Here is a 22,042-nt window from a genome sequence, read left to right as displayed (position 1 = left end):
TCTCCGGCGGTGCTATTCAACGGCGGTCAGGTCAAGCGCGCGGCGATACAGAGCCTTGAAATCAGCAGCACGTGTTGTTTTCGACACCGTCTTTGAGGCGAGCATGGGGGCCATGCACACAAACTCAAAAATGGCACTGCACCGTTCATCAAGGAACTTGTCGAGGACAGCACGAAAATCGGCGAACAGATCATCGACCTGACTGTTACAGAGATCGTCGATCATCGTCTGGATTTCGGCATCGACAAGGGTGGCGTAATCCTCGGCGTTGGTTTTGATATTGCGGCGGCGTTGCCACCAGCGGCCCCACCAATTGCTGCTGAGGTCAATTGCGATGGTCTTGCCCAGCACAACCGGCGGCGGGACGTCTGGCGCAGGAGGCGCATTAAAGGCGAAATCTGCAATCTCGATGCCTAGGCGGTCCTGATAGATGGTGGTGAAGCGTGCGGCGGCATCCTCGTATTGGGCGGCGACCTTGCGCGAAATGCTTTCGCCAAACTCTTCGTAGGCGCGACGCAACCGCCCCCGCAAAGGCGCCGCATCGTAAACCCATTCTTCCTGCGCTGACTTATCGACGAAGGCGGCCAGCAATTCCTGCCGCGCCTCTTCGACATGGGCTTGTTTGATCTGATCCAGAACGGGCAGAAACTCACGGTCCCGAAGGTCGGTCATCAGCGCGTCCAATTCTGCACTGATTTCCTTGCGCATGTCCCCGACATCGCGGCGCAATTTGGGGACGTCGAGATTGACCATTGGCTGCGCGGTCTGCGCCATTTCGGCAAGCGCATCCTTGGTCTCAAGATCAGCGGTCAGATTTTGTAAGGCCGCTTCTACTTTCTCAAGATGACGCTGGCCATATTGATCGACGATGCAATCGCTGACCGCTTCCATCAACGTGGGGATACCGGACAGCTTCCAAACGAATGAATCGCGGTTGCGTTCACGGGCGAACCCGCTGTTCTTGGACCAATCAGCAAGGGCTGCGACCGCCTCCTCATCCATGCCAGAATAATCCGATGTCAGCGCCATTTCGGCCCAACGCGCACTGCCAAAGACAACGGTCACATCCTTCAAAGACGGATAGGACCGCAAGGTCGTGCGAATGCTGCCCAAAATCTCTGGTACCTGTGTGCCAGGATGGGGCAGTTCGTCGATGCGATTGACAAAAAGAATGACCTGACGGTCATCGTAATTCGAAATCAGGCGCACAAGTGCCAGATCTGTCGTGTTCAGCGCTTCATTTGCGGACAATACGACGACGCATATTTTCGAGCCGCGCAATGCGCGGATTGTGATCTGCTCTCGCACCATGAAAGTGTCGTTCACACCCGGCGTATCGCGGATCATCAAGGCACCCTTGAATTCCGGGATATCCAGCCAGATGTCCGCTGACTTTGTCAGATCGGAAAAGCGGCCTTGCTGGCTGGTCGGGTTCTCTTCCAACTCATCAGGATCGCCTAGGCAGACATAGCGCTCCATCAGTTCGGCATCGACATAGCCATATTTATGCGTCTTGCCGAGCAGTGCCTCAAACTTGCCACCCAGACGTTCGCGGGCTGTCTGGCGCATCTCGGCCACCTGCTGGCGCAGCTTTTCAAGGTCATCTTCAGAGCCGGCGCGGCGGGCAAGCTCACCCAGACGACCCCCGCCCTTGACCATCGCGTCCCATTCGCTGTCATCAAAAAACTTGAATGCGGCACGCGTCCGCGAACTCGCCGCCCGCGCATTCAGATGGACAGACGTAACGACAGAGGTCCATGGGTTCACATCCGAAGGCAGCAGAGCGACGTTACCGCTGAGCACATTTGTCAACGCCGTCTTTCCGGCCTTCACCTGACCGACGAGTGTCACGGATGCTTCGAACTTATCGATCTTGCGGGCAAGATTTGTAAACTGGCGCGACATGGTCGGATCAACCGCCTTGCCCTGCGCCTCGATATCATTGCGCAGTGTGTCCAGTTTCTCAAAGAATTGCCCGAGCTTTTCGCTGCCCTGGCACAACAGCGTCTGATTGAGCGTTTGATCGGCGGCTGTTGTATCAACCGCGCTCATGACATCACGCGTTCAGAGACAACAAAAAAAGAACTGAATACAATTGTAGAAATTGCGCTAAAAGGAACGTGTGGATTAGACAACAGGCCCATTGCATTTAACTCTCGATACTCGATAAACAGACACGCCTTTTTCTCGGCAACGTACTTGACTTGAACTCATATCGTACTACGAAGCAAGACTTGGTTATTGCCACGTCCAAAAAACGGCATTTGTGTGGCGGTGTTTGATGGCCTCAAGAACGCTCAGTTACGGCGGCCGAAACTGGCCAAACCGACGGGCCGGGAAGGCAAGACTTGGCGCCGAGTCGGGTTTGAATCCAGTCGCTGAGTTTTCACGAAAATGGCAAATCGAAGGGTGGCTCAAAGCGGCCCCTTCTCTTTTGGATGAGGCTTAACTGCCTTTCACATCTCGGTGTGTCGCGCTTAGTTTCGGCATGTTTCGCGATGTGCAACATCAACCTGCAAGGCATATCGATCACGCGCCAGTGTCTTTTGTTCGGCCTGTGACAGCGCGAGTAGCGCATCCTGGGTGCTGAGACCATTGGCGCGTGCCCGGTTCCAAAGCCGTTTTGCGGATATCGGTGACCAGGGAAGCGCGGCTTGTGACAGCCAAAGCCGCAAGGGAGCAGGAAGCGCGTCATAACAGCGCATCGGATCTGCAGCGCGTCTTTTGCGCCGCAATGAGGTCGCACCAAGGTTGCGGCTCACTCAGTCATCCTCCGGGTCGAACACGGCGTCCAGCACAAGGACCAGCCGCGTCTCGCCGGTGCCCTCAATCGGTGGGGAGCGGTGCAAAAGGCCAGAAGGCGGGTTTTCGGGCCAAAGAGTTCCGCGCAACAGGATAGGTGCGCCTGTTGGAACACTGAAGACGCGGATCGGATCCTGCCCGTCCGAAGAGATGCCATATTGCGTTCCGGCCCCGCGATAGGTGCAGACGAGGCGGGCGGTGATCGCATCGATATGAAACCTGCGGCACGCATTGGATGTGACCGGCTGCAGCCGTAGGCGCAAATAGCGGGCCTGCATCAGAGCGGCGAAAATCTCGGCCAGCACGTCGATATCCGCAATCAACTGATCCCGTTCGGGGCCTGCTGGCGTCTGCGCGATCTCGCACAACTCGGTCACCGCAGCACCGACGGCCTCTGGTTGCAGGATGATCCGCCCTTGCGGCAGATTTGCCGGGTCAAGCCCATTGATCCAAGCCTGAAAGTCGGGCGCAAGCTGCCTGCGCCAGATCGCTGCGGCGCAGCTCGGTTCCAGAAAATCCTGCAGGTTTTCCGGCCTATCGGCAATTGCAACGCCGATTGCAGCCGGGTGAACCTTGGCACGGGCAAAGCTCATGCGGCTTGCTCCGCCCGACGCCAAACAGGGAAAGGATCGGGATAATCAGGCAGCGCGTCGGGACCGATTGCCACGTCCTCCGGGACCAGGCAGGCGTCAAGCTTTGCCTTCAGCGCAGGCCAGTCGATACCTGCACCGATAAAGACGATCTCCTGCCGACGATCGCCCCAAGGTTCCTGCCAATGCGTCTGCATATATTGGCGCGCGCTTTCATGATCTGGCCAACGCTCTCTTGGGACCGACGCCCACCAGGTGCCCAGAGGCGAGACACTCGACAAGGCCCCCGCCAGCGAAAACTCGGCGACCCATTGCGGTCGCGTGGCGAGCCAGAAATGGCCCTTGGCACGGATCACGCCGGGCAGATCACCGACAAGAGCCGCATGAATCTTTTCAGGGATGAAGGGCTGGCGCGCACGATAGACATAAGAAGACACACCATATTCTTCTGTCTCGGGGGTGTGATCGGCAAAACCATAAAGTTCTTTCGCCCACATTGGATGCTCATGAGCCTTTTCGAGATCGAAGAGCCCAGTGTCGAGGATCCTGTCTGCGGGTACGTCTGAATGGTTCGTCTCGATGATTTTGGCGTCTGCATTCAGGCTGCGAATGATCTTGCGGGCGGCGTCGGTCCGCTCTGGCCCCGCATCAGCCGTCTTGTTCAGGATAATGACATCCGCAAATTCGATCTGGTCGGTCAGAAGGTGCACCAGCGTGCGTTCATCCTCATCCCCCATTACCTCACCACGGTCGCGCAGAAAGTCGTGGCTGGAATAGTCCTGCAGTAGGTTCACCGCGTCGACGACAGTGACCATGGTATCGAGCCGCGCGACATCTGACAGGCTATCGCCGTATTCGTCGCGGAAATCAAACGTCGTCGCAACCGGCAGAGGCTCTGAAATACCTGTCGATTCGATCAGCAGGTAATCAAAGCGCCCCTCGGCAGCCAGACGGCGCACCTCATCCAGCAAGTCGTCGCGCAAGGTGCAGCAGATACACCCATTCGACATCTCAACGAGGGTTTCGTCGGTACGGCTGAGTTCAGTATCCGCGCGCACAAGGTCCGCGTCGATATTGACCTCGGACATGTCGTTCACGATGACCGCCACGCGACGCCCCTCACGGTTGTTCAGAACGCGGTTGAGAAGCGTGGTCTTTCCTGCACCCAAAAAGCCGGAAAGAACCGTGACGGGAAGACGGGTATCTGACATGTTTTGCTCCAATCGCTGCCCTGCAGATCACGTAACTTATTCGGTTACTAGACCAATGCAATAGCAAAAGTTACATTTGATTTCGATCGTGGAGAAAACTGGCTCATGAAACGTAATTCGCGTCTGTCGCTTGCCCTGCACACACTCAGCCACATGGCGGTTGAGCCGGCGCGCATGCGCACATCCACGGACATTGCGGATCATGCCGGAACCAACCCGGTGGTCGTCCGGCGGGTTCTGGGCAAACTGCGGGATGCGGGTCTTTTGGCTTCAGAAAAAGGGCATGCGGGCGGATGGCGCCTTGCCAGACCACCACAAGAGATCACGCTTGCCGATGTCTATCTTGCGCTTGATGAGAGTTTGGTTGCAACGCCCGGCGAGCAAGAGACACCGTCCTGTTCAGTAGAACACACCCTCCAGCGGAAGGTCACGGCGGTTCTCGAAGATGTCGAACGCGGCTTGGTAGAACGATTGGCCGCCACAACGATTGCGGAAGTGCAAGAGACGACAGATGTCGCACATCACACACTTTAGTGGGCCTCATTGCCGCGCGCACAATGCGTCAACAACCAAACGGACATGGGCATCCTTGAAGGCGTCCACATCAAGCGGGTCGATCTGGTCGAAAACGCGCATCCAAAGGGCCGCGAAAATCGTTGGCGCGACGTAGATGCGCGGATCGTCATATCTGCAACTTTCTGACAATGCGCCGGTGGCAATCCCCTGCGCGATCAATGCGGTGATCGCAGCTTCGCCCTTGGAAAGAATCTCGCGGCGGTAGAAGGCGACAAGATCAGGCATCGCGTGGCCTTCGGCGACGAGTATCTTCAGGAAAATCGCGGCCTTCCCTTCAACAAGTTCATCGTAGATCACGTCAATCGCGGCGCCGAACAGGGCGCGAAAATCACTCTCTTGCGACCGGGCCAAATCCGCCACCTGGTCAATGGCCTGCTCGACGGAGTTGCGGATCGCGGCCTCAAAGATCGCCTCTTTCGTGTCGTAGTAAAGGTAGATGGTCGTGCGCGAGATTCCGGCGCGTTTGGCGATACCGGCCATGGTCGACTGGCCGAAACCGACCGCATCGAATTCCTCCATCGCAGCGGTCAGGATCTCTTGCGGGCGGGCCTCTTTGCGACGTCTGCGAATGGGCTGGGCGATGGTCATTTCTCCTTGCTGAACCCTCGTTAATGACATAAGTGTCAGCAAGAGCATTGCACGTGTCGGGGATACTATGCCAGACAAGCCCTCCTCATCAATTGAACTACCACTTGCGGATACCGGCATCGCCGAAAGTGACCGCACAGCGCCGATGCCAACGGGCCGCCGCCGCCTGATCTGGGTGCCGCTTTTCTTCCTGATCCTGTTTCTTGGTGGTTTCATGGGGCTCTATTTCCAACCCCCTGGCATACAAGCTATTTTCCGCGCCACGGGGCTGGAACCGGGGGGTGGCACCGACACACCAATTGCCGTTGCGATTGCGCAGGTCAGTACTGGCGACGAAATCGCGGTGGTCAGCGAAGGTGATGTCGTCGCTTTGGGCCGCGTGACGCCCAAGGGTGATGTCGTCACCGTTGCCCTGCCCTTTGGCGCCGGGGATGCACGTATACGCGAATTGCGGGTCGAAACCGGTGATCAGGTCACAAGTGGAGAGATCCTCGCCGTTCTCGACAGCCTGCCGCAATATGAAGGGCAATTGGCCACAGCACGCGCCAATCTGACCGTGGCAGAAGCCAATCTGACCCAGACCCAGGCCGCGACCCGCGCGGGCCGCGACGAAGCTGACGCAGCGCTGGAACGAGCAATTGCCACCGAAACCGCTGCCCAAGAGGAGCTGACGCGCACGACGGCATTGATGGAGCGCGGGGTGACCACCAGGGCGGTGCTCGACAACGCCATCGCGCGCGCGACCGAGGCCGCTCGGGACGTCGAAAAAGCACGCGCGACTTTGTCACGCTACAACGCCACAGACGACACGCCACAGGCGGACATTGCCGTCGCCCTTGCCAATGTCGAGGCAAGCCGCGCGCAATTGTCACTAGCCGAGCTTGACGTGGAAAAGGCCTATGTCAGGGCACCGCAAGACGGCACGGTGCTTGATGTGCATGTCAGCCCCGGTGAACGGCCTGACAGTGACGGAGTGCTTGATCTTGGCAATACGACCGAAATGACAGTCGAGGCCGAGGTCTATCAGACCCTGATCGGGCGGGTCGCCGTTGGCGACCCCGCGACGATCACGGCCGACGCGTTGAACGGTTCACTCAACGGTACCGTCAACGCCATCGGGCTTGAGATCGGGCGGCAATCCATCACCTCTGACGATCCGGCCGCCAATACTGATGCACGGGTGGTCGACGTGGTCATCACCCTTGATGCCGCATCCAGCGCTCAGGCGGAGCGGCTGACCAACCTGCAGGTCGTCGTCCGCATCGATGCTGGCAGAACCCAACCATGACCGCAGTTCTGACCTGGTTTTTCGGGCGGCTGCCAATTGGTTGGCTGCAGCTTGCGCATAACCGCACGCGCCTGATTGCAGCAGTTGCGGGGGTAGGATTTGCCAACCTTCTGGTTTTCGTACAGCTTGGCATCCTTGGCGCGCTGAACGGAACCACAGTGGCACCTTACGCGCTGTTTGAGGCGGATATCATGGTGTCATCAGTGGATGCCAACACGCTGACCGATGGCAGTAACGTCGCCCGCCAACGTCTTTTTCAGGCGCTGGCTGTGCCCGGCGTTGCGGATGGCACACCGCTTTTCATCGCCAACCTGACATGGCAGCGCGAAGATGGCACATTCTCCACCTTGCAGACCTTTGGCGTTGACAGCGAAGCGGCTGATTTTCTGCGCGAAGATGTTGCCGCACGGTTCGCGCCCTTGGGACTTGAGGATCGCGTGCTGATTGACCGCAGCACACGCGGATTGGCAAGCGGCGCGTTAGACGATGTCTCCCCCCACACGCCTTTCGTTTTTGAGGCCAATGATCGGACATTGTCGGCCATCGGCACGGTGGATGTTGGCGGAGGCTTCTCGGCTGATGGTGCCCTTTTTGTGTCCGATCAGACTTTCATGCGACTTTTCGGCAACCGCAGCCCCAGCGCGCCCAATCATATCCTGCTGAAGGTTGATGAGGGCATTGACCCCATCGTTATCGTTGACCGCCTGCGCGATGTACTTCCCGCCGAAAGCGTCAAGGTCGATACGGTTGAGAATGCAGCGGCGGCTGACCTGTCCTACCAGACAACCGAACGTCCAACGGGCATTATCTTTGGCTTTGGCGTCCTGATCGGGGTGCTGGTGGGCATTGTGATTGTCTATCAGATCCTGGCCACCGATGTGGCCGACCACCTCAAGGAATATGCAACCTTCAAGGCCATGGGCTATGGCCAGCCGTTCTTTCTGGGCATTGTATTCGAAGAGGCGATCATCCTCGCGGTTTTCGGTTTTGTACCCGGGCTACTCGCGTCGCTGGGTCTTTATGCGGGTCTTGAAGTGGCAACTGGTCTGCCAATGGAAATGACGGTCGATGTCGCGATCATGGTCTTGTTGGGCACGCTTCTTGCCTGCGCGATCTCTGGCGCGATTGCGACGCGACGCCTTGTGGGTGCGGACCCGGCGGACCTGTTCTGATCATGGATGATCTTTCGAACGCAACCGCACCTGTCGCGGTCAAAGGTCTGAACCACTGGTTCGGCAAAGGTGATGCACGCAAACAGGCCATCTGGGACGTCAATGTGACTGTGGCCAAGGGCAGTCTGACCGTTCTGATGGGACCGTCAGGTTCAGGGAAAACCACGGTCCTGACCTTGATGGGCTGCTTGCGTGACGTCCAGGACGGCGGCGTTCGGCTTTTGGGGCATGAGTTGAACGGCATCTCGGAGGCCCAGGCCGTCATGCTACGCCGACAGCTTGGGTTCATCTTTCAGGCGCATAACCTGCATGAAAGCCTCACCGCGACGCAGAACGTACTGATGGGTCTTGAGGTGCATGGCCGCCACAATTCAGCACAACAGGTGCAGGCCGCCCGGCATGTTTTGCAGCTTGTGGGCCTTGGTGACCGGCTGGACTACCTGCCTGCAAATCTGTCAGGCGGGCAGAAACAGCGCGTTGCCGTGGCGCGCGCACTTGTGTCAAATCCCAAAATTGTCTTTGCGGACGAGCCCACCGCCGCGCTCGACAAAGACTCTGGAAAATCTGTTGTCGAGATGCTGAAAGCGCTGGGTCAGCAGCGCGGAACAACGACAATCATGGTGACCCATGACAACCGCATCCTCGAACTCGCCGACCGGATCATCACGCTGGAAGACGGGCGGATCGTCAGCGACGAACACCAGCACTAAACCGCGTCAGTCTGTTGGGGAAGCGGTTCCCCACAGCAATGCCTGGCTGCCGCCCAATTTGCTGTGCCCCAGCGGGCGGAGACCCTCGGCAAACGCATCAAGCTCCGGATCCCATGACAATGCAAGATATGCCTCCAACCAGGCCAGTTGAAAACTGCGCAACTCTTCGGTGCCGTCGAAATAGCTCTGCACCTCACCTGAATAGGCCCGACTGGCCTCGCCCGTTTCGAGATCATCCAATGCAAAGCGCACGATCCGGTCCAGCGCGTTGTCGCAAATGCCTTTGATCGACAGACCCTGTTGTTCCAACAAAAGTGTCGTCACCACCATCGGCGCAATCGCATGCAATTGGTAGTGGAGCGCGTATTTGCCCCGGCGCGTCTCTTGCGGCAGGCTGCCATCTTCCCGCGCTTCACATTGCATCAGGCTCGCCGACCAGGCCGACCAGCGGAGCGCGACCGGGTCGTCATTGATTTCCGCGCTCAGATTGATGCCCAGCGTGGCCCAGCCCCGTAGATTGCCCAGACGGGCGCCGGATGTGGCGTCCTGTTCCCAGAACAACATCTGCTCTTCGGTGCGGGCGGCCAGCCAATCCTTGAACACCAGCCGCTTGGCCGGGTTCGACGAATAGGGCGCCACCTGTTTGTAGATCATCGCAAGCCCCGCCAGGCGCGATCCGACCGAAAGTTGCGCGGTGTAGCTACCCAATTCCGACAGCGCGTCAGCTTCGGCCCATGTGGCCAATTGATCGATAACGCAATCAGCCTGCGTCATCTGATCCCGTTCACCGGCGGTCACATCATTCGCAATCCTGACCAGATCACGGATAAACGTCTCGATTGGTGCAAGCGCCGCGTTTACGGCGGCATTGCTGTCTTCGTCAATGTCAGAGCGGCTTTCGCTCTCCGCGGTGTACCGGCTGCCATAGCTGAGTGAGACGACCGGTTCAGGTGTGGGCGGGCACACGAACGGCCCGTCATTGGCGCGTGCAGCTTGCGCGCCGAGACCGGTCATCGCAATCGTGCTCACCACAGCCAGCAGCCTGTTCATGATCCATCCTCCAGGTTCAAAAGCGACGTGATTGCGCTGGCCTTGACCGATCCGTTCGCCGCTGCCTTTTCGAGCCAGACAAGCGCCTCTTGCGGGTTGGGCGCGGTGCCCAGACCAAAGGCAAGCGCATAGCCAAGCTCTGCCATCGCCGTCGTATCCCCGCCCTCTGCGGCACGGACAAGCCAATCGGTCGATGTGGCCAGATCCTGAGCGGCGGCGGCATTGTCACGCAAGTACATCGCATAGGTACGCATCGCAAAGACATCGCCGTTATTGGCAGCCGTCAAGTAAATCTCGGGCATATCGATGTTGGCCCCGATTGCAGCTTGCGCAACGGGATCAGCACGGCGATAGCGGGCCAGATACCCCTCAAGTACCTTGCGGTCGGGGTTATCCACCGATGCGAGCAACATCTCTGCGGCACGGTCAGGGTCATAGGTTTCAGCCTCGGGAGCCACTAACAGCTCAAAGAGCCCCCGCGCCGCCGACGGATCGCCTTTTGCATAGGCGCGTTCAAAGAAGGCCTGCGCAGTTTCCGCCGCATCCATCCCTTCGATCTGCAGATGCGTGCGTGCAAGGTCTGTCATCGCCCAGGCATTTTCCTCGACCAGATGCTGCGCGATATCCATCCAGCGCAAAGCCTCTTCCTTGTCATCAAGGGCGAGCGACAAATCGGCCAGGGTCATGACGTTCTTGTAATCGCACAACATCACACCCACAGCGCGGGCGATGTAAGTCTCTCGCGTGGCGTCATCGACAAAGGGGATCGCAAAGATGAGCGCGTCAAAATCGCCGTTTGCAGCGATCACATCGGCGAATTGCTCATAAGTCGCGCGGCCCGTAGGATCATTCACATCCGTTGACGCCAGAAGCCGCATCGCGGCCCCCTCCCCGGCCATTGCAGGCTCTGTCAGCAGCCGGACAACCTCAACGCTGCTATCGGCGACGGTGCTGTCATAATCGAGCAAAGCTTCGGCCAATGCCAGGGCAGCGGGTGTGCCCGAACTCCGGTATTCCTGCCTTAACAGATCAATTGCTGCGAGGCGTTCAAGGGGACTTTCGGCCAGTTCCAGTTCCAGCTGCGCAAGCGCCTTGAGGACCTGAGCGTATTGGCCCGAATACTCCTCCCAAAAAGCGAGGATTTCAGGTGTGGCACGGTCGTAGAATTCAAGGAATTTCAGATAACTCGCCAATGACTTCGGACGGCCATAAAGCGCCTGCGACTGGATCGTCGCAATCGTCAGCGGATCATCCTCTGCCGTCAGCGCGATCAGGTCATTGGCCGAAATCTCGATATTGGCAGAGTCGGTGGCCGCCTCTACATCGCGCCAATGCGCCGCCTCTTCCAGTCGCGGGCTGTCTGTGGCCTGGCACATGAAAGCCGCATGCAGGTGTTTGGCTGGCGTCACGCCACCGTAAACAGACACCGTATGGCTGAGCAAATCGACGGCGCGTTCAAACTCTTCTGCACCGCTGCGGCGGCTGATCAGGATCTGTGCCAAACGGCTCATCCCGTCCATATCACCCAGCGCGGCGGCCCGTTCCAACAAGGCAACTGCCTTCTCCTCGCCCGCCCAGCGGCCTTCGCGGATCAGGACATCCTGCGCCAGACGCGTGAAAACCCAACCCGGCGCGTCATTGAGCTGTGCCAGCTCTTCAAGCGCAGCGTAGCGTTCGTCGTCCAACTCCGGATACGTCGCCGCGTGTGTTTCCAGGAAAAGAGACAGGCGCGTGAGACCCGGCCGTTCCCCTGTCGCCGCCGCATCACGATAAAGCGCCAGCGTGCGGTCCAAATCCCTTTCAACAAGCGCGCCGGTTTCGTAAAGGCGCCCCAGTTCGATCTGCGCGAATGGCAAATCCGCGTCCGCCGCCTGATAAAGGTAGTGGAGAAGAACATCATTGTCCTTCTCAAAACTCTCGGCCTCCATGTGGTATTCGACCACTTTCCAGGCCGCGTTTGCGTCACCCAGATCAGCCGTAAACCGGAACCAGTCATGGGCCAGTTGCACATTGCGTTCGACAACTTCGCCATTGTGAAATTCGCGGGCGATCCGTGCGGTCCGGTCGCAGATTGTGGGATTCAATTCACCCACCAATGCGCCAAACGCCATCGTCACGGCGAGATCGGTCGGCACGTCCCATCCGGCAGGTGCGTCGCCATCAAGCGCCATTTTGCTAAGGTTCAACAGCGCATCGGCATTGCCCGCCAATCCAGCCTCGACCAGAAGTTCGTTGGCACGTGCGATGTCGCGATCCACCCCGATACCTTCACGATAAAACCGCGAGAGCGCGTTTTTCAAACGGGGTGAAAGGCTGTCTGCCTCAGCCCCAAGCTGGACCACCAATTGCTGGCTGCGGATACCGTCAAAATCGCTGGCCGCTTCCATCGCGCCAATACGCGCCAGCAACGCATTGTTGCCAGCAAAGCCCGGATCGACCTCGGCAATGCGGGTGATCAGCGTATCGACCGTTTCAAACCATTTGCGTCCGTCGATCCCCTGAAGGCGGTTCATGTCGCGCTTGATCAGCGGAATGCTGATCTCTGGCAGCGCGCCGCCATTCCATGCGGACCAGAACGCAATTGTGTCCTCATCGCTGGCACGCGGTGTGCAAATCGGTTCTGGCGCAATTTCGGGCGGGCGGAATTCAAGCGCGATCTGTTGCGCGGCGACAGGTTGGGCGAAGGCAGCAAGCATGACAGCCAGCGTCAAAGACTGCGCCTGTCCGAGGAACCCGTCTCTCACCTTGATTGCTTTTGTCATGCTGCTACCTCGCTTCATTACTTCAGATAGACATTCGGCATGGCGGTGGCCGCATAAGCACCGCCATCCTCGGTCAGGATGATCGAGACGCCCGCACGCCGCTCAAGCGCCACCTGCTCGATTGATGCGAGCGTTTCGCCGTTTGCACGCATCTGGAAATCGAGGGTCAGCGGCGCACGCAGGGCAACCGATGAGCCGCTCATCGCATCGATGTCGCTGATGGCTGATTGGTCAGCAGCGGGCACAAAGAGTTCAACATCATCGGTGCCTGAAAGGTTGTAGACCGTGACATCCGATTTTCCGGGATCAAGCGTGATTTCGTCGGTCAGAATTTCGGGCTCCTGCCCGTCCAGCAGCACAATGGTGTAGTGCATGCTGGGCGCCACATCTACGGTCACGCTGGTGCTCGACATGGTGATGTCAATCGCGCCCGGCATGACATTGACGTAGTCAGAGACGCCATCGGCGATATCCCGCACTGTCGTGCCATCGACCGACGCGAAAGCCTGACCGGGGGCCAGTATCCTCACGAAGCTGGAATTGGGGTCAAACACGTCTTGATACAGACCTTCGTCATTCGCAAAAACAGGACCAGTCGGAACTAAGAACGCAGCCAGCACACAAAGCTTGAGAGATTTCATGAGTCTTCCTTTCTTGATGACGTGCATGCATGAACGGTGGGGGCAGAGGAAAACGGGCGATCCATGGCGAAGGACAGCGACGCCGCCCCCTCCGGCCAAAGACCGGAAAGCGGCATGTAAAAACGGCCCGTGCGGGTCAGCCGCTCTCCCCTGACGATGGTTTTTGTGCGGCTTAGGCCGCTTTCTGCGTGAAACGTGAAATCCGCTGTCAGTCCCAGTGATCGGTTTGTGTCGACCAAAAGCGTATCTTCTGGCCCCAAATCATACCCGGCCAGGTCAACCGTCAGGCCGCTGAGGTCATCAGCCACTTGGGCAGGCAATGCTAGCGTGCAGCTGCGACCGGCGGCGGCGATGAGTTCGCGCATGGGCTGGTCACCAAACTGCGCGAGGTTGTTGTAGATCGGGTTTTCCCAAATGAGGAATTTGGGGCGCGTCTCCTGAAACTCGGTGGAGGTGAGATACGAAATCATCGCACCGTATTGGTTGCCGCCCGTGATCGCGTAGTTGATCACCTCAAGTTCGGCATATTCGGCGATGAAGCCAGGGAAGTTGTTGATCGGACTGTCCGAGAAGGATGTGCCAATCAGCGCCACAGGCACCGCATCCGCGCTGTCACCAAACAGATCAAGCCCGCCAGCCAGATCAACCGCGCTGGTCTGCACAGTCTCATATGTCATCGTTTCTGCCTCTGGCAGCGTGTCGAGGCAATGGGTCTGCAACAGCCTGCGCATGCCGGAAAAGGCGATCTCAACATCCTGCGGCTGGCTTTCGTAAGTCACCTTGGACAGGTCATCGTAACCCGGCTGAGCGCGGATCACATCGGCAATGGCCTTGGCGGTTTCGCGCGCGCCACTTGCCGACCAGTGAAAGTCTGCCTTGAAGAATGCCAGATCATCCTCTGGCGCCTGCAACATCGCGCTGCGGGCGTCCACGGTCACGACACCCGCCGCATTCAAGCGCTCAAGAATGTCGTCGTGGACATGTGTCGCAATCTGAAGATCGAAACCATAAAGCGGCGCGGCCTCTGGCAAGTGATCCGGCATCGTGACGCTTTTGGTCGGGATCGGCACATAGATCAGTGTTGTCCCATTTTCGGCCAGCGCTTGCGAAAGCTCGGAAAGGTAGGCCACAGTCTGGTCGGAAAACGGGTGGTTCATCCGCAAATCAGCATTGATGCGGAAGAACACCCCGTCACGCCCTTCGATACTCGGCAATTCGCGATTTTGTTCGAGGCCCGTGCAGCGAAAGTTGCTCTCTGCCGCAGCAGGTGCTGCAGACCATGTACTGCCGATCACTACGGCCATGGCCAACGCGGCTCTGGGTGCTGTCGCTATCATTGCGGCTCTCCTTGTTCGTATCTGGCGTATTCCGCCAAGGCCCCTTGCAGGACCGGTTCGAGGTTCTGAGCCACAAGACGGGTTTCAAGCGATGTCGATTGGCGCGCCGTGGCCAGATAGGCTTGGACATTCAGAAGGTCTTGTTTGCTGCGCTGCCGGTCCTGCAGAATGGCCACTGAGTGGTCGAGCGAAAGCGCTGCACCCAATTCGCCATCAAGCCGGGCAAGGACGATTTCAACCTCATCGTAAAGCGGGCCAAACGGGACCTGCCGCCAATGGTATCTGACCAATGCTTCGGCGGCGACGCTATTGCCGGCATTCGCGTAAGCAATGACGATGCTGCGCAACAGGGCAAGCCGTTGGGGAGAGACATCAGCAGGGTCAACCTGATCAAGGTAGCGGATCATGTTCATGATCGCCCCACCGCGCCCTGTTGCCGCAGCCATACCATAGTAATGGGCGATATCAGCGGGATTCGCCGCGCCCGCCTCATCAAGCCGCTGGGCATAGCGCAGGGCGGCAAACCCATCGCCCAGATCGGCGAGACGTCTAAGCCGCGTTGTCGACACCGATTGCCCCTGCGCCAGCCTGCGGCGAGTGGTGACCAAATCCTCGGACGGCAGGTCGAGCCATGATGTGATGCCGGGCGTCATCACAACCGTGATGCGATGCGGCGCGATTTCCTCGGTTTCGGCAAAGGCCGGAGCGGCGAGTGTGATCGCAGAAAGCACGCCGATAGTGATCTTACGCATTGCCACTCTCCTGCATCACCACCTTCATGAGGTCCGGATCGCTCAGGTAGCGCACCGGGAATTCCCAGATCACCACGGGCGGTGGTGCGACAGGATCAACGCGCTCAAGAAAGGCATGCATGGGCGCCACAGGCCCCTGCCCCTCTTCCGCGTAATTGATCACATCCTGTTGTAGGGCTAGCTTCAGCGCCGCCTCAAAGCTCCAGCGTGGATTAGCCGAGTAGCTGGTGCCGACCAGCGTCATGGACGCTGGCATATCGGTCCCGAAAAGATCAAGCGTACCGGGACTGACGTCACCGACAGCTTCGGCGGTGTAGGGTGTGATTTCTTCGTTTTGCAAGCCAACTAGAGGCGCCAGACCGTCCGATGTCACAAAGGTGACGAGGTCACCGGTAAAGCGTTCCGTATCGTCGTCGACCCGGTCAAAGGCCGTGTCGCCCGCCCCAATGACATCTTTCACTGAACGAGCAACAGCCGCCGCACCTGCCGTGGTCCAGTGCGTATCCGTTGCAAAGAAGGGCTGGTCGATAGCCAGAAGCGCCGGGCGGGTGTCCACATAAGTGATCCCATGCGCGCCCAGCGCCGCGAGGAAGTCATTATAGGTTTGTGCGATCTGGGCGGGTGGGCCATCTGCACCAAACTGCGCGGCATCAATCTCAAGCTTTGCAGGCAACGGCACGACGACAAGCTCCGTCCCCATCGCGGCCAATTGTGCATCAACCTCGGCAATCCACGTCATGGGCACACTGAAATCGTCTGTGACCCGAAACTCTTCGGCACTGAAAAGCCAATTGTCCCGCCCGACGACAACACCGGACCGACCTTCGCCCAACAACGCATAACGGGCAGCACCAATCCAACTGACGGCCACGTCTCGATGCGGCAGGTTTGCGCGGTAGATGTCATCAACTTCCGACGCAAATTCACCCTTCATGAACCCTTGCAGTTCCGGAGTGTCCACATCCCCGGCAAGCAGCGCGTAATTGGCAAAAAGCGCATAGCCAAAGAACGCGGCGGGGATCGTCAGTTTCATGTTTTGCTGCAACGACATATCCGACCTCCGCCTAGAACTGGAAATACAAGAAGGGTGAGAAGCTCTGCTCGGCCAGTTTCAGGACGGTCAAAGCGCCAATCGACAGTACCGCCAATGTCAGCACGACCTGCATGGCAGGCACCGCAGCGAGCGTTCCGTCAGGGCGAAGCTCAACCTCCGTCTTGGGTTGCGTCAGCGCCGCATGGAGATGCGGTTCCGCAAAGGCCACGAATCCTGCGAGGAACATGAACATGACACTTTCCCGGGTCACATCGTACCAGACCGCCGGATCACCGATGAACCCGTTCAGGCCAATCATGCCTGCATAGATCTCGAACGCTTCACCCACATAGGCCGCACGGAACATCACCCAGCCGATCAACACAAACAGCAGCGTCAGCGGCAGTGCGAACCAATGCGCTGCGGCCTTCCGATCCCAACCCAGGAACCGCTCGGTCGCCAAGAGCCCGCCATGCCAGAACCCCCACAGCACAAAGGTCCAGTTCGCCCCGTGCCACAGCCCCCCCAGCACCATGACGGTCATCAGGTTGACATAGGTGCGTGTTGGTCCTTTCCGGTTGCCGCCCAGTGAGATGTAGAGGTAGTCGCGCAGCCAGTTCGACAGCGAGATATGCCAGCGCCGCCAGAACTCGGTGATTGACCGGCTGATATAGGGAAAGCGGAAGTTTTCAAGAAAGTTGAACCCCATCATCTTCCCCAGCCCGATCGCCATGTCGCTGTAGCCGGAAAAGTCGAAGTAAAGCTGCAGCATGTATGCGATGGCCCCCGCCCAGGCGAGCGCCATGCCGGGGTTTTCAGTCGCAAAGGCCAGATCAGCCAAGGGCGCGACAGCGTCGGCGAGAATGACCTTTTTCGCCAGACCAATCAGGAACCGCGTCAGGCCGTCACAGAACATCTCAACCGAGTGCTCACGCTGGCGGAATTGGTCCTCAAGGTCCTTGTAGCGCAGGATCGGCCCCGCGATCAGTTGCGGGAAAAGCGCGATGAAGGCGGCGAAATCGATAAACTTTGCGTCCGCGCGCGCGTCACCGCGATGGACATCAATCAGATAGCTCAGCGCCTGAAAGATGTAGAAGGAAATCCCGACTGGCAGGATCAGCCGCCAATGAATGCCCAGCCCCGCTGCATCGGTGCCAAAGAGCATCGCGAAACTGTCGATGAAGAAGTTGAGATATTTGAAGACGCCCAGCACGCTCAGGCACCCGATCACGCCAATGCCCAGATAGACACGCCCGCGCTGCGTGCCCTTATGCTGGCTGATCTTCTGACCGACGAGGTAGGTGAAGACCGTCGTCAGGAACAAAAGCCCCAGAAAATCCACACGCCACCAGGCGTAGAACACGTACGACCCGGCCAGGATCGGGTACGACCGGAAACGTACCGGCGTCAGGTAATAGATCGCGAGGAATAGCGGCAAAAACAGAAACAGGAAGGATTCAGAGGAAAACACCATTGTCAGCCGTCCCGCTCAAAGTTGCATGTGCCTGAAAAACCGCCAAAGACCTCAATCCCGCCGGCGACCAGCCGGATTTCATCCGCGCCGGTGAGGTTGTTCATGATCTGATGAGCCTCGCCCAGCAGATCGCCGTCGACCAAACGCGGGAACTGGTTGCTGAAATCGTTCGCGCGCAAGGTCAGCACATGGGCCGAGGCCGAGGCCAGGCCGACGCGGTTACCCACAAACACGTTGCGCTCCACCAGCGTTTCATTGCCGTTGGGTTGATCCGCAATCAAAAGGCCTGCGCTGCCATTACCGAAAATCTGATTGTCCGTCAGCGCGGCATGCCAGCTGGACAGAAGCTCAATGCCTTTCTTACCGTTCTCCATCGCCACATTGCGGGTCACTTGCGTGCAGTCGGACCGATGGATGGAAAGGCCCACACCGCCATTCTGCCACAGGATGTTCCGTACAAGATGCGTGTCACGACTGCCCCGCGTCACCTGCACGCCGGTATTGGTGTTGGCAAAAATCAGGTTCCCCGTGATCAGGCTGCCCGCCGTCCCATCGGTTACACGCAAGGCGCTGCCGCTTTGGGTGCGCGTGATCAGGTTGCCCACAACATCCGTACCGTTGGCCCTGTTCAGCACAAGGCCCGCATGCCTTGCATCTGTGATCAGATTGCTGCGGATCACTGCATCATCCGTGCCGAGAAACGTCACCGCGCCCACATCGCGCAGTACGTTGCTTGTCAGCACCGACCGGCCGATGGGCTGGTAAAGGCCCTTGTTCACGACCGCGAGGCCGGAAAACGCCGCCGTTTTGCTGAAACCGAGGCCCGTGATCTGCGCGCCCGTGATTTGCGCCATGCCCGATCCCGCCGTGACCACAAAGGGCGCATATTCGGGCACGGTCCGGTTTTCGGGACCGGCTACACCGATGGTAGCCCCATCGACCAAAAGTGTTCCAAGGTTCAACAGGAACGTCCCATCGGCCCGGTTCAGCATTAACTCATCACCCGCCGCCAGCGTCAGCCGCGCGCCTTCGAGCACGACAAGCGGAATATGCAGGCCCTGATCCGACAGCATCGCTGCTGCATCGTCCTGCGCCGCAATCCAGTCTTTGACCTCCGCAAGGCTCGCCGTGCCGTTGCGGATCGCAATGACCTTTGGCGCATCGCCGGGCTGCGCACGTACGACTGACAATTGGTCATTGGTTCCCGCATAGATCGACAATTGCACCAAGGCGATCCGCAGATCGATCAACTGCAATTCGGCCGCAGGCATCGCCGCAAGCGGGGCCAGATCAGACAATGGCTCAGGCCCCGGCATCAATGCGGCGATCGCCGGATAGGCCAGCAGCGCCGTATCCTCTGCCGCATCCAGGGCAGGCGCGATGGCCGCAACGGCAGCCGTCAGATCTTGCAGAGCGTGATAATCCTCACGCGGATCGGCTTGCGCCACCTGCAGTGACGCAAGCAAACCGATCATGATCTGCCAAATCCGCTTAGGCATTCGACACGTCTCGCATCGGCAGTTCGGGCGATACCGTGCCGTTCATGGTCACCAACAACACCTCCGCACGATCATTGGAGCGGTTGGTGAGACCGAATTTCTCGCTCACTTCCAACAGCACCCGCTCACCGTTGGACAAGGTCCGCCTGCTGAACCCGTCAAACAGCTCCAGATCACCGCGCCCGGCGATAATCTGGCGACCCGGCAAAGGGTCAATGTTGATAGAAGCGCTCGGATTGATCTTCAGCACCGTCATCTCATAGTCAGGCGATGTCAGCACCGACTGACTTTGCCCCCAGACATGATCACGCTGCACATGCTGATGGCTTTCGCGCCGTGCCTCGGCACGCAGTGTTTCGGTCACTTTCTTGACGTCCTGGCATTTGCCGCGCGCGGTCACCAAAACCGCATCGGGCGTGTCCACGACGATCACGTCAGACATACCCACGACGGCCACCAGCCGCCCATCAGACCGCACCAGCGAATTCGTCGTCCCGACCGAGATCACATCGCCCTGACAGACATTGCCTGCCTCATCCGGCGTGCCGATGGCATGCATGGAGGTCCAGCACCCCACATCGCTCCATTCCACATCCAGCGGGGCGAGTGCGACGGATTTGCTGTGCTCGAAAACGATCCGTTCGGTCGGCTCGTTGGTCGCGCGGCGGAAACTGTCGGAATGTAACAGAAGGCCCTGATGCCCCTGCTCACCCCGGTCGATGGCATGGCGGACGGCCTTGAATGTGGCTTTGTCGAGCCGCGCAAACTCATCCATGATCGTCTTGGCACCATAAAGCGAGATGCCTGACGCCCAATAGGCGCAACCGCTTTGCATCAATGCACGGGCCCGCGACAAGGGCGGTTTTTCGACAAACTGCGCAACACGGTGCAGCCCGTCATAGGTGCTGAACGCGCCCCCGTCCGAGATATAACCATAGCCGGTTTCGGGATATGTCGGCCTAATCCCGAAGGTCACGATACGTCCATCCATAGCCGCCGCCCGCATGGCGAGGATTGGCGAGTTCAGATTGCCCTGAATGATGTGATCTGACGGGGCCACCAGCATCAGCGCACCAGGCGTTTCCGCGTCGATCACCATAGCGGCGGCCAGAACGGCGGGGCCGGTATTGCGCGCCATCGGCTCGCAAATGATGGTCGCGTCGCACTGGATTTCCTGCAATTGCTGCTTCACCAGCTTGGCATGCTGCGCGGCGGTGACCACGACAGGCCGCCCGAACCCTTTGGTCCGATGCCTCTGCACCGTTGCCTGAAAGAATGTCAGCGAGCCCTTGCCCGCGACGGGCTGGAATTGTTTGGGGCTTTGCGTGCGTGACATTGGCCACAGGCGCGATCCTGTCCCGCCACAAAGAATAACTGGTCTAATCTCTTCCATTACACGTCCATCCTTGTTCAGATGCTCGGGTCAGTTGGTCTTGACCACCCTCAATTGCGGTTTGGCTTTCAAAGTGCGTTGTTGTTTCCAGGCCAGAGATCGCGGCGGAAACGCAGACGCGCGGTTTCGCCGAGGCTGATCCGCGCTGCATCCGCCTCACTGATGCGGATATCAGCGGCAACAGCGTCGGCATTCGCGGGGGCGTCAGCGGCGTCGGCCAATTCCAGCGCCACCGGCACGATCCGGCCATCGGCAAAAACAAGCTCTGGCCGATCGCCAGCAAGCAGCCGCGCGACACCCTGATAGCTGATCTGCGTCGTGGCCTGTAACTCGGCGTCTGCGGCCACCAGCTTGACCAGCGGCGAGCCCGCCAGAACGGTCGCGCCTTCGTAAAACTCCGGCGTCGGCTCAATGGCGCAGTCACAGGGCATCCGGACACTCAGCAGACTGCCGGTATTGGCCCCGATCGAATAGACAACATCGCCCGCATTCGCGTTCTGATTGGCATAGGTGATCTGCCCCGCCGCCGTGGCCCGCAACAGATCGCCCTGCTGGTCGATCAGGACCGGCCGCGCCTCGTAGTTGAACGCCACGCGCTGATGCACCACATTCGCTGCGACTGCGATCAGGCCGATGCTGAGCGCTGCCAGTGTCGTCGCTCGCGCCCCGTCGCGCAGACGGTGCATGAAGGTCCGCTTGGTTTTCTGGGTCTTCGCCTTGACTTCCGTCGGCCCGGCATATTCCATGAATCGGCCCATGGTGACCAGATCGCCCGCCAGATGGCTGTTCAGGATGTACCGCAGCGGCCCCAGATGGCTCGCCATCGGATCATTGAAGACCAGCTCAAAATCAGCACTTTCCTTGTCACCGTCTTTATAGACATCTGCCTCCACAAAAAGGCTGACGACAAAGCCCTCAAACGCGAAGGCCAGGATCACCGGCTGCCGTTTCCAGTTCGCCGCAGGCCCCAGCAGACCCGACACGCAGGCCTTGGTGACGGACAGCGATTTGCCCTCCATCCGCCGATCACCCACATGTGCTGTGAACGGGATCTGCAATTGCGGATGCTCGTTTTCATAGACAAAGCCACCCGGAACGGCCTGGTCGAAATGCAATGCTGCGTCAGTTTCGGTTTTCATCGTCTCGTCTTTCTCGGCTGATCGG

At 58.9% G+C, this 22,042-nt stretch carries 19 protein-coding genes; 4 read left to right on the top strand and 15 right to left on the bottom strand.

The genetic code is table 11. The annotated features are described in order from the left end of the window. Window positions 1-12: 12 nt before the first annotated feature. The 4 genes from SLH47_RS21340 to SLH47_RS21325 form a co-directional block, all read right to left on the bottom strand. Window positions 13-2,052: a dynamin family protein gene (locus SLH47_RS21340; protein ID WP_320242468.1), complete on the bottom strand. Its 2,040-nt coding sequence runs from the start codon at window positions 2,050-2,052 to the stop codon at window positions 13-15. Window positions 2,053-2,477: 425 nt separating this feature from the next. Beyond that, window positions 2,478-2,762, bottom strand: a complete 285-nt coding sequence (locus tag SLH47_RS21335) for a DUF6525 family protein (protein WP_320242466.1) — start codon at window positions 2,760-2,762, stop codon at window positions 2,478-2,480. Next, the gene (locus tag SLH47_RS21330) at window positions 2,763-3,395 is read right to left on the bottom strand and encodes a DUF1826 domain-containing protein (protein WP_320242465.1); all 633 of its coding nucleotides are present in this window, start codon (window positions 3,393-3,395) and stop codon (window positions 2,763-2,765) included. Beyond that, the gene (locus SLH47_RS21325) at window positions 3,392-4,603 is read right to left on the bottom strand and encodes a GTP-binding protein (protein WP_320242463.1); all 1,212 of its coding nucleotides are present in this window, start codon (window positions 4,601-4,603) and stop codon (window positions 3,392-3,394) included. The genes SLH47_RS21330 and SLH47_RS21325 overlap by 4 nt, the downstream gene beginning before the upstream one ends. Window positions 4,604-4,708: 105 nt before the next feature. Here SLH47_RS21325 and SLH47_RS21320 point away from each other — a divergent pair, with 105 nt between their 5' ends. Further along, complete coding sequence (locus SLH47_RS21320) at window positions 4,709-5,137, top strand: Rrf2 family transcriptional regulator (protein ID WP_320242461.1); 429 nt, start codon at window positions 4,709-4,711, stop codon at window positions 5,135-5,137. Between the two features lie 6 nt (window positions 5,138-5,143). Here SLH47_RS21320 and SLH47_RS21315 read toward each other — a convergent pair whose 3' ends face one another. Continuing rightward, window positions 5,144-5,767: a TetR/AcrR family transcriptional regulator gene (locus SLH47_RS21315; RefSeq protein ID WP_320242459.1), complete on the bottom strand. Its 624-nt coding sequence runs from the start codon at window positions 5,765-5,767 to the stop codon at window positions 5,144-5,146. Between the two features lie 67 nt (window positions 5,768-5,834). Between SLH47_RS21315 and SLH47_RS21310 the strand changes: the two genes are divergently transcribed. From SLH47_RS21310 to SLH47_RS21300, 3 genes are read left to right on the top strand one after another with little or no spacing between them, the layout of a single operon-like run. Next, window positions 5,835-7,055: an HlyD family efflux transporter periplasmic adaptor subunit gene (locus tag SLH47_RS21310; protein WP_320242457.1), complete on the top strand. Its 1,221-nt coding sequence runs from the start codon at window positions 5,835-5,837 to the stop codon at window positions 7,053-7,055. Then, window positions 7,052-8,227 carry an ABC transporter permease DevC gene (gene devC, locus SLH47_RS21305; RefSeq protein ID WP_320242455.1) on the top strand — a complete coding sequence of 392 codons (1,176 nt, stop codon included), beginning with the start codon at window positions 7,052-7,054 and terminating at the stop codon, window positions 8,225-8,227. Before SLH47_RS21310 ends, devC begins: the two co-directional genes overlap by 4 nt. A gap of 2 nt (window positions 8,228-8,229) precedes the next feature. Then, window positions 8,230-8,937, top strand: a complete 708-nt coding sequence (locus tag SLH47_RS21300) for an ATP-binding cassette domain-containing protein (RefSeq protein WP_320242453.1) — start codon at window positions 8,230-8,232, stop codon at window positions 8,935-8,937. 6 nt (window positions 8,938-8,943) lie between these two features. Here SLH47_RS21300 and SLH47_RS21295 read toward each other — a convergent pair whose 3' ends face one another. The 10 genes from SLH47_RS21295 to SLH47_RS21250 form a co-directional block, all read right to left on the bottom strand. Beyond that, complete coding sequence (locus tag SLH47_RS21295) at window positions 8,944-9,987, bottom strand: alginate lyase family protein (RefSeq protein ID WP_320242451.1); 1,044 nt, start codon at window positions 9,985-9,987, stop codon at window positions 8,944-8,946. Continuing rightward, window positions 9,984-12,749 carry a hypothetical protein gene (locus tag SLH47_RS21290; protein WP_320242449.1) on the bottom strand — a complete coding sequence of 922 codons (2,766 nt, stop codon included), beginning with the start codon at window positions 12,747-12,749 and terminating at the stop codon, window positions 9,984-9,986. The genes SLH47_RS21295 and SLH47_RS21290 overlap by 4 nt, the downstream gene beginning before the upstream one ends. A gap of 17 nt (window positions 12,750-12,766) precedes the next feature. Then, a complete protein-coding gene (locus SLH47_RS21285) occupies window positions 12,767-13,390 on the bottom strand; it encodes an alginate O-acetyltransferase AlgF (protein ID WP_320242448.1) in 624 nt (207 codons plus the stop codon). Beyond that, the gene (locus SLH47_RS21280) at window positions 13,387-14,727 is read right to left on the bottom strand and encodes an alginate O-acetyltransferase AlgX-related protein (RefSeq protein WP_320242446.1); all 1,341 of its coding nucleotides are present in this window, start codon (window positions 14,725-14,727) and stop codon (window positions 13,387-13,389) included. Before SLH47_RS21280 ends, SLH47_RS21285 begins: the two co-directional genes overlap by 4 nt. Continuing rightward, window positions 14,724-15,479: a hypothetical protein gene (locus SLH47_RS21275; RefSeq protein WP_320242444.1), complete on the bottom strand. Its 756-nt coding sequence runs from the start codon at window positions 15,477-15,479 to the stop codon at window positions 14,724-14,726. Before SLH47_RS21275 ends, SLH47_RS21280 begins: the two co-directional genes overlap by 4 nt. Continuing rightward, a complete protein-coding gene (locus tag SLH47_RS21270) occupies window positions 15,472-16,512 on the bottom strand; it encodes an alginate O-acetyltransferase AlgX-related protein (RefSeq protein ID WP_320242443.1) in 1,041 nt (346 codons plus the stop codon). The genes SLH47_RS21275 and SLH47_RS21270 overlap by 8 nt, the downstream gene beginning before the upstream one ends. A 31-nt stretch (window positions 16,513-16,543) precedes the next feature. Continuing rightward, window positions 16,544-17,986 carry an MBOAT family protein gene (locus SLH47_RS21265; RefSeq protein ID WP_320242441.1) on the bottom strand — a complete coding sequence of 481 codons (1,443 nt, stop codon included), beginning with the start codon at window positions 17,984-17,986 and terminating at the stop codon, window positions 16,544-16,546. Window positions 17,987-17,988: 2 nt separating this feature from the next. Further along, complete coding sequence (locus SLH47_RS21260) at window positions 17,989-19,485, bottom strand: NosD domain-containing protein (protein ID WP_320242439.1); 1,497 nt, start codon at window positions 19,483-19,485, stop codon at window positions 17,989-17,991. After that, window positions 19,478-20,878: a mannose-1-phosphate guanylyltransferase gene (locus tag SLH47_RS21255; protein WP_320242437.1), complete on the bottom strand. Its 1,401-nt coding sequence runs from the start codon at window positions 20,876-20,878 to the stop codon at window positions 19,478-19,480. The genes SLH47_RS21260 and SLH47_RS21255 overlap by 8 nt, the downstream gene beginning before the upstream one ends. 68 nt (window positions 20,879-20,946) lie before the next feature. After that, the gene (locus SLH47_RS21250) at window positions 20,947-22,017 is read right to left on the bottom strand and encodes a hypothetical protein (RefSeq protein WP_320242435.1); all 1,071 of its coding nucleotides are present in this window, start codon (window positions 22,015-22,017) and stop codon (window positions 20,947-20,949) included. Window positions 22,018-22,042 lie beyond the last annotated feature (25 nt).

Origin of the sequence: Cognatiyoonia sp. IB215182 (assembly GCF_033963905.1) — a bacterium.
Taxonomy (GTDB): domain Bacteria; phylum Pseudomonadota; class Alphaproteobacteria; order Rhodobacterales; family Rhodobacteraceae; genus Yoonia.
Note: the sequence above shows the minus strand (reverse complement) of the source record. Positions and strands in the feature narration are given on the sequence as shown.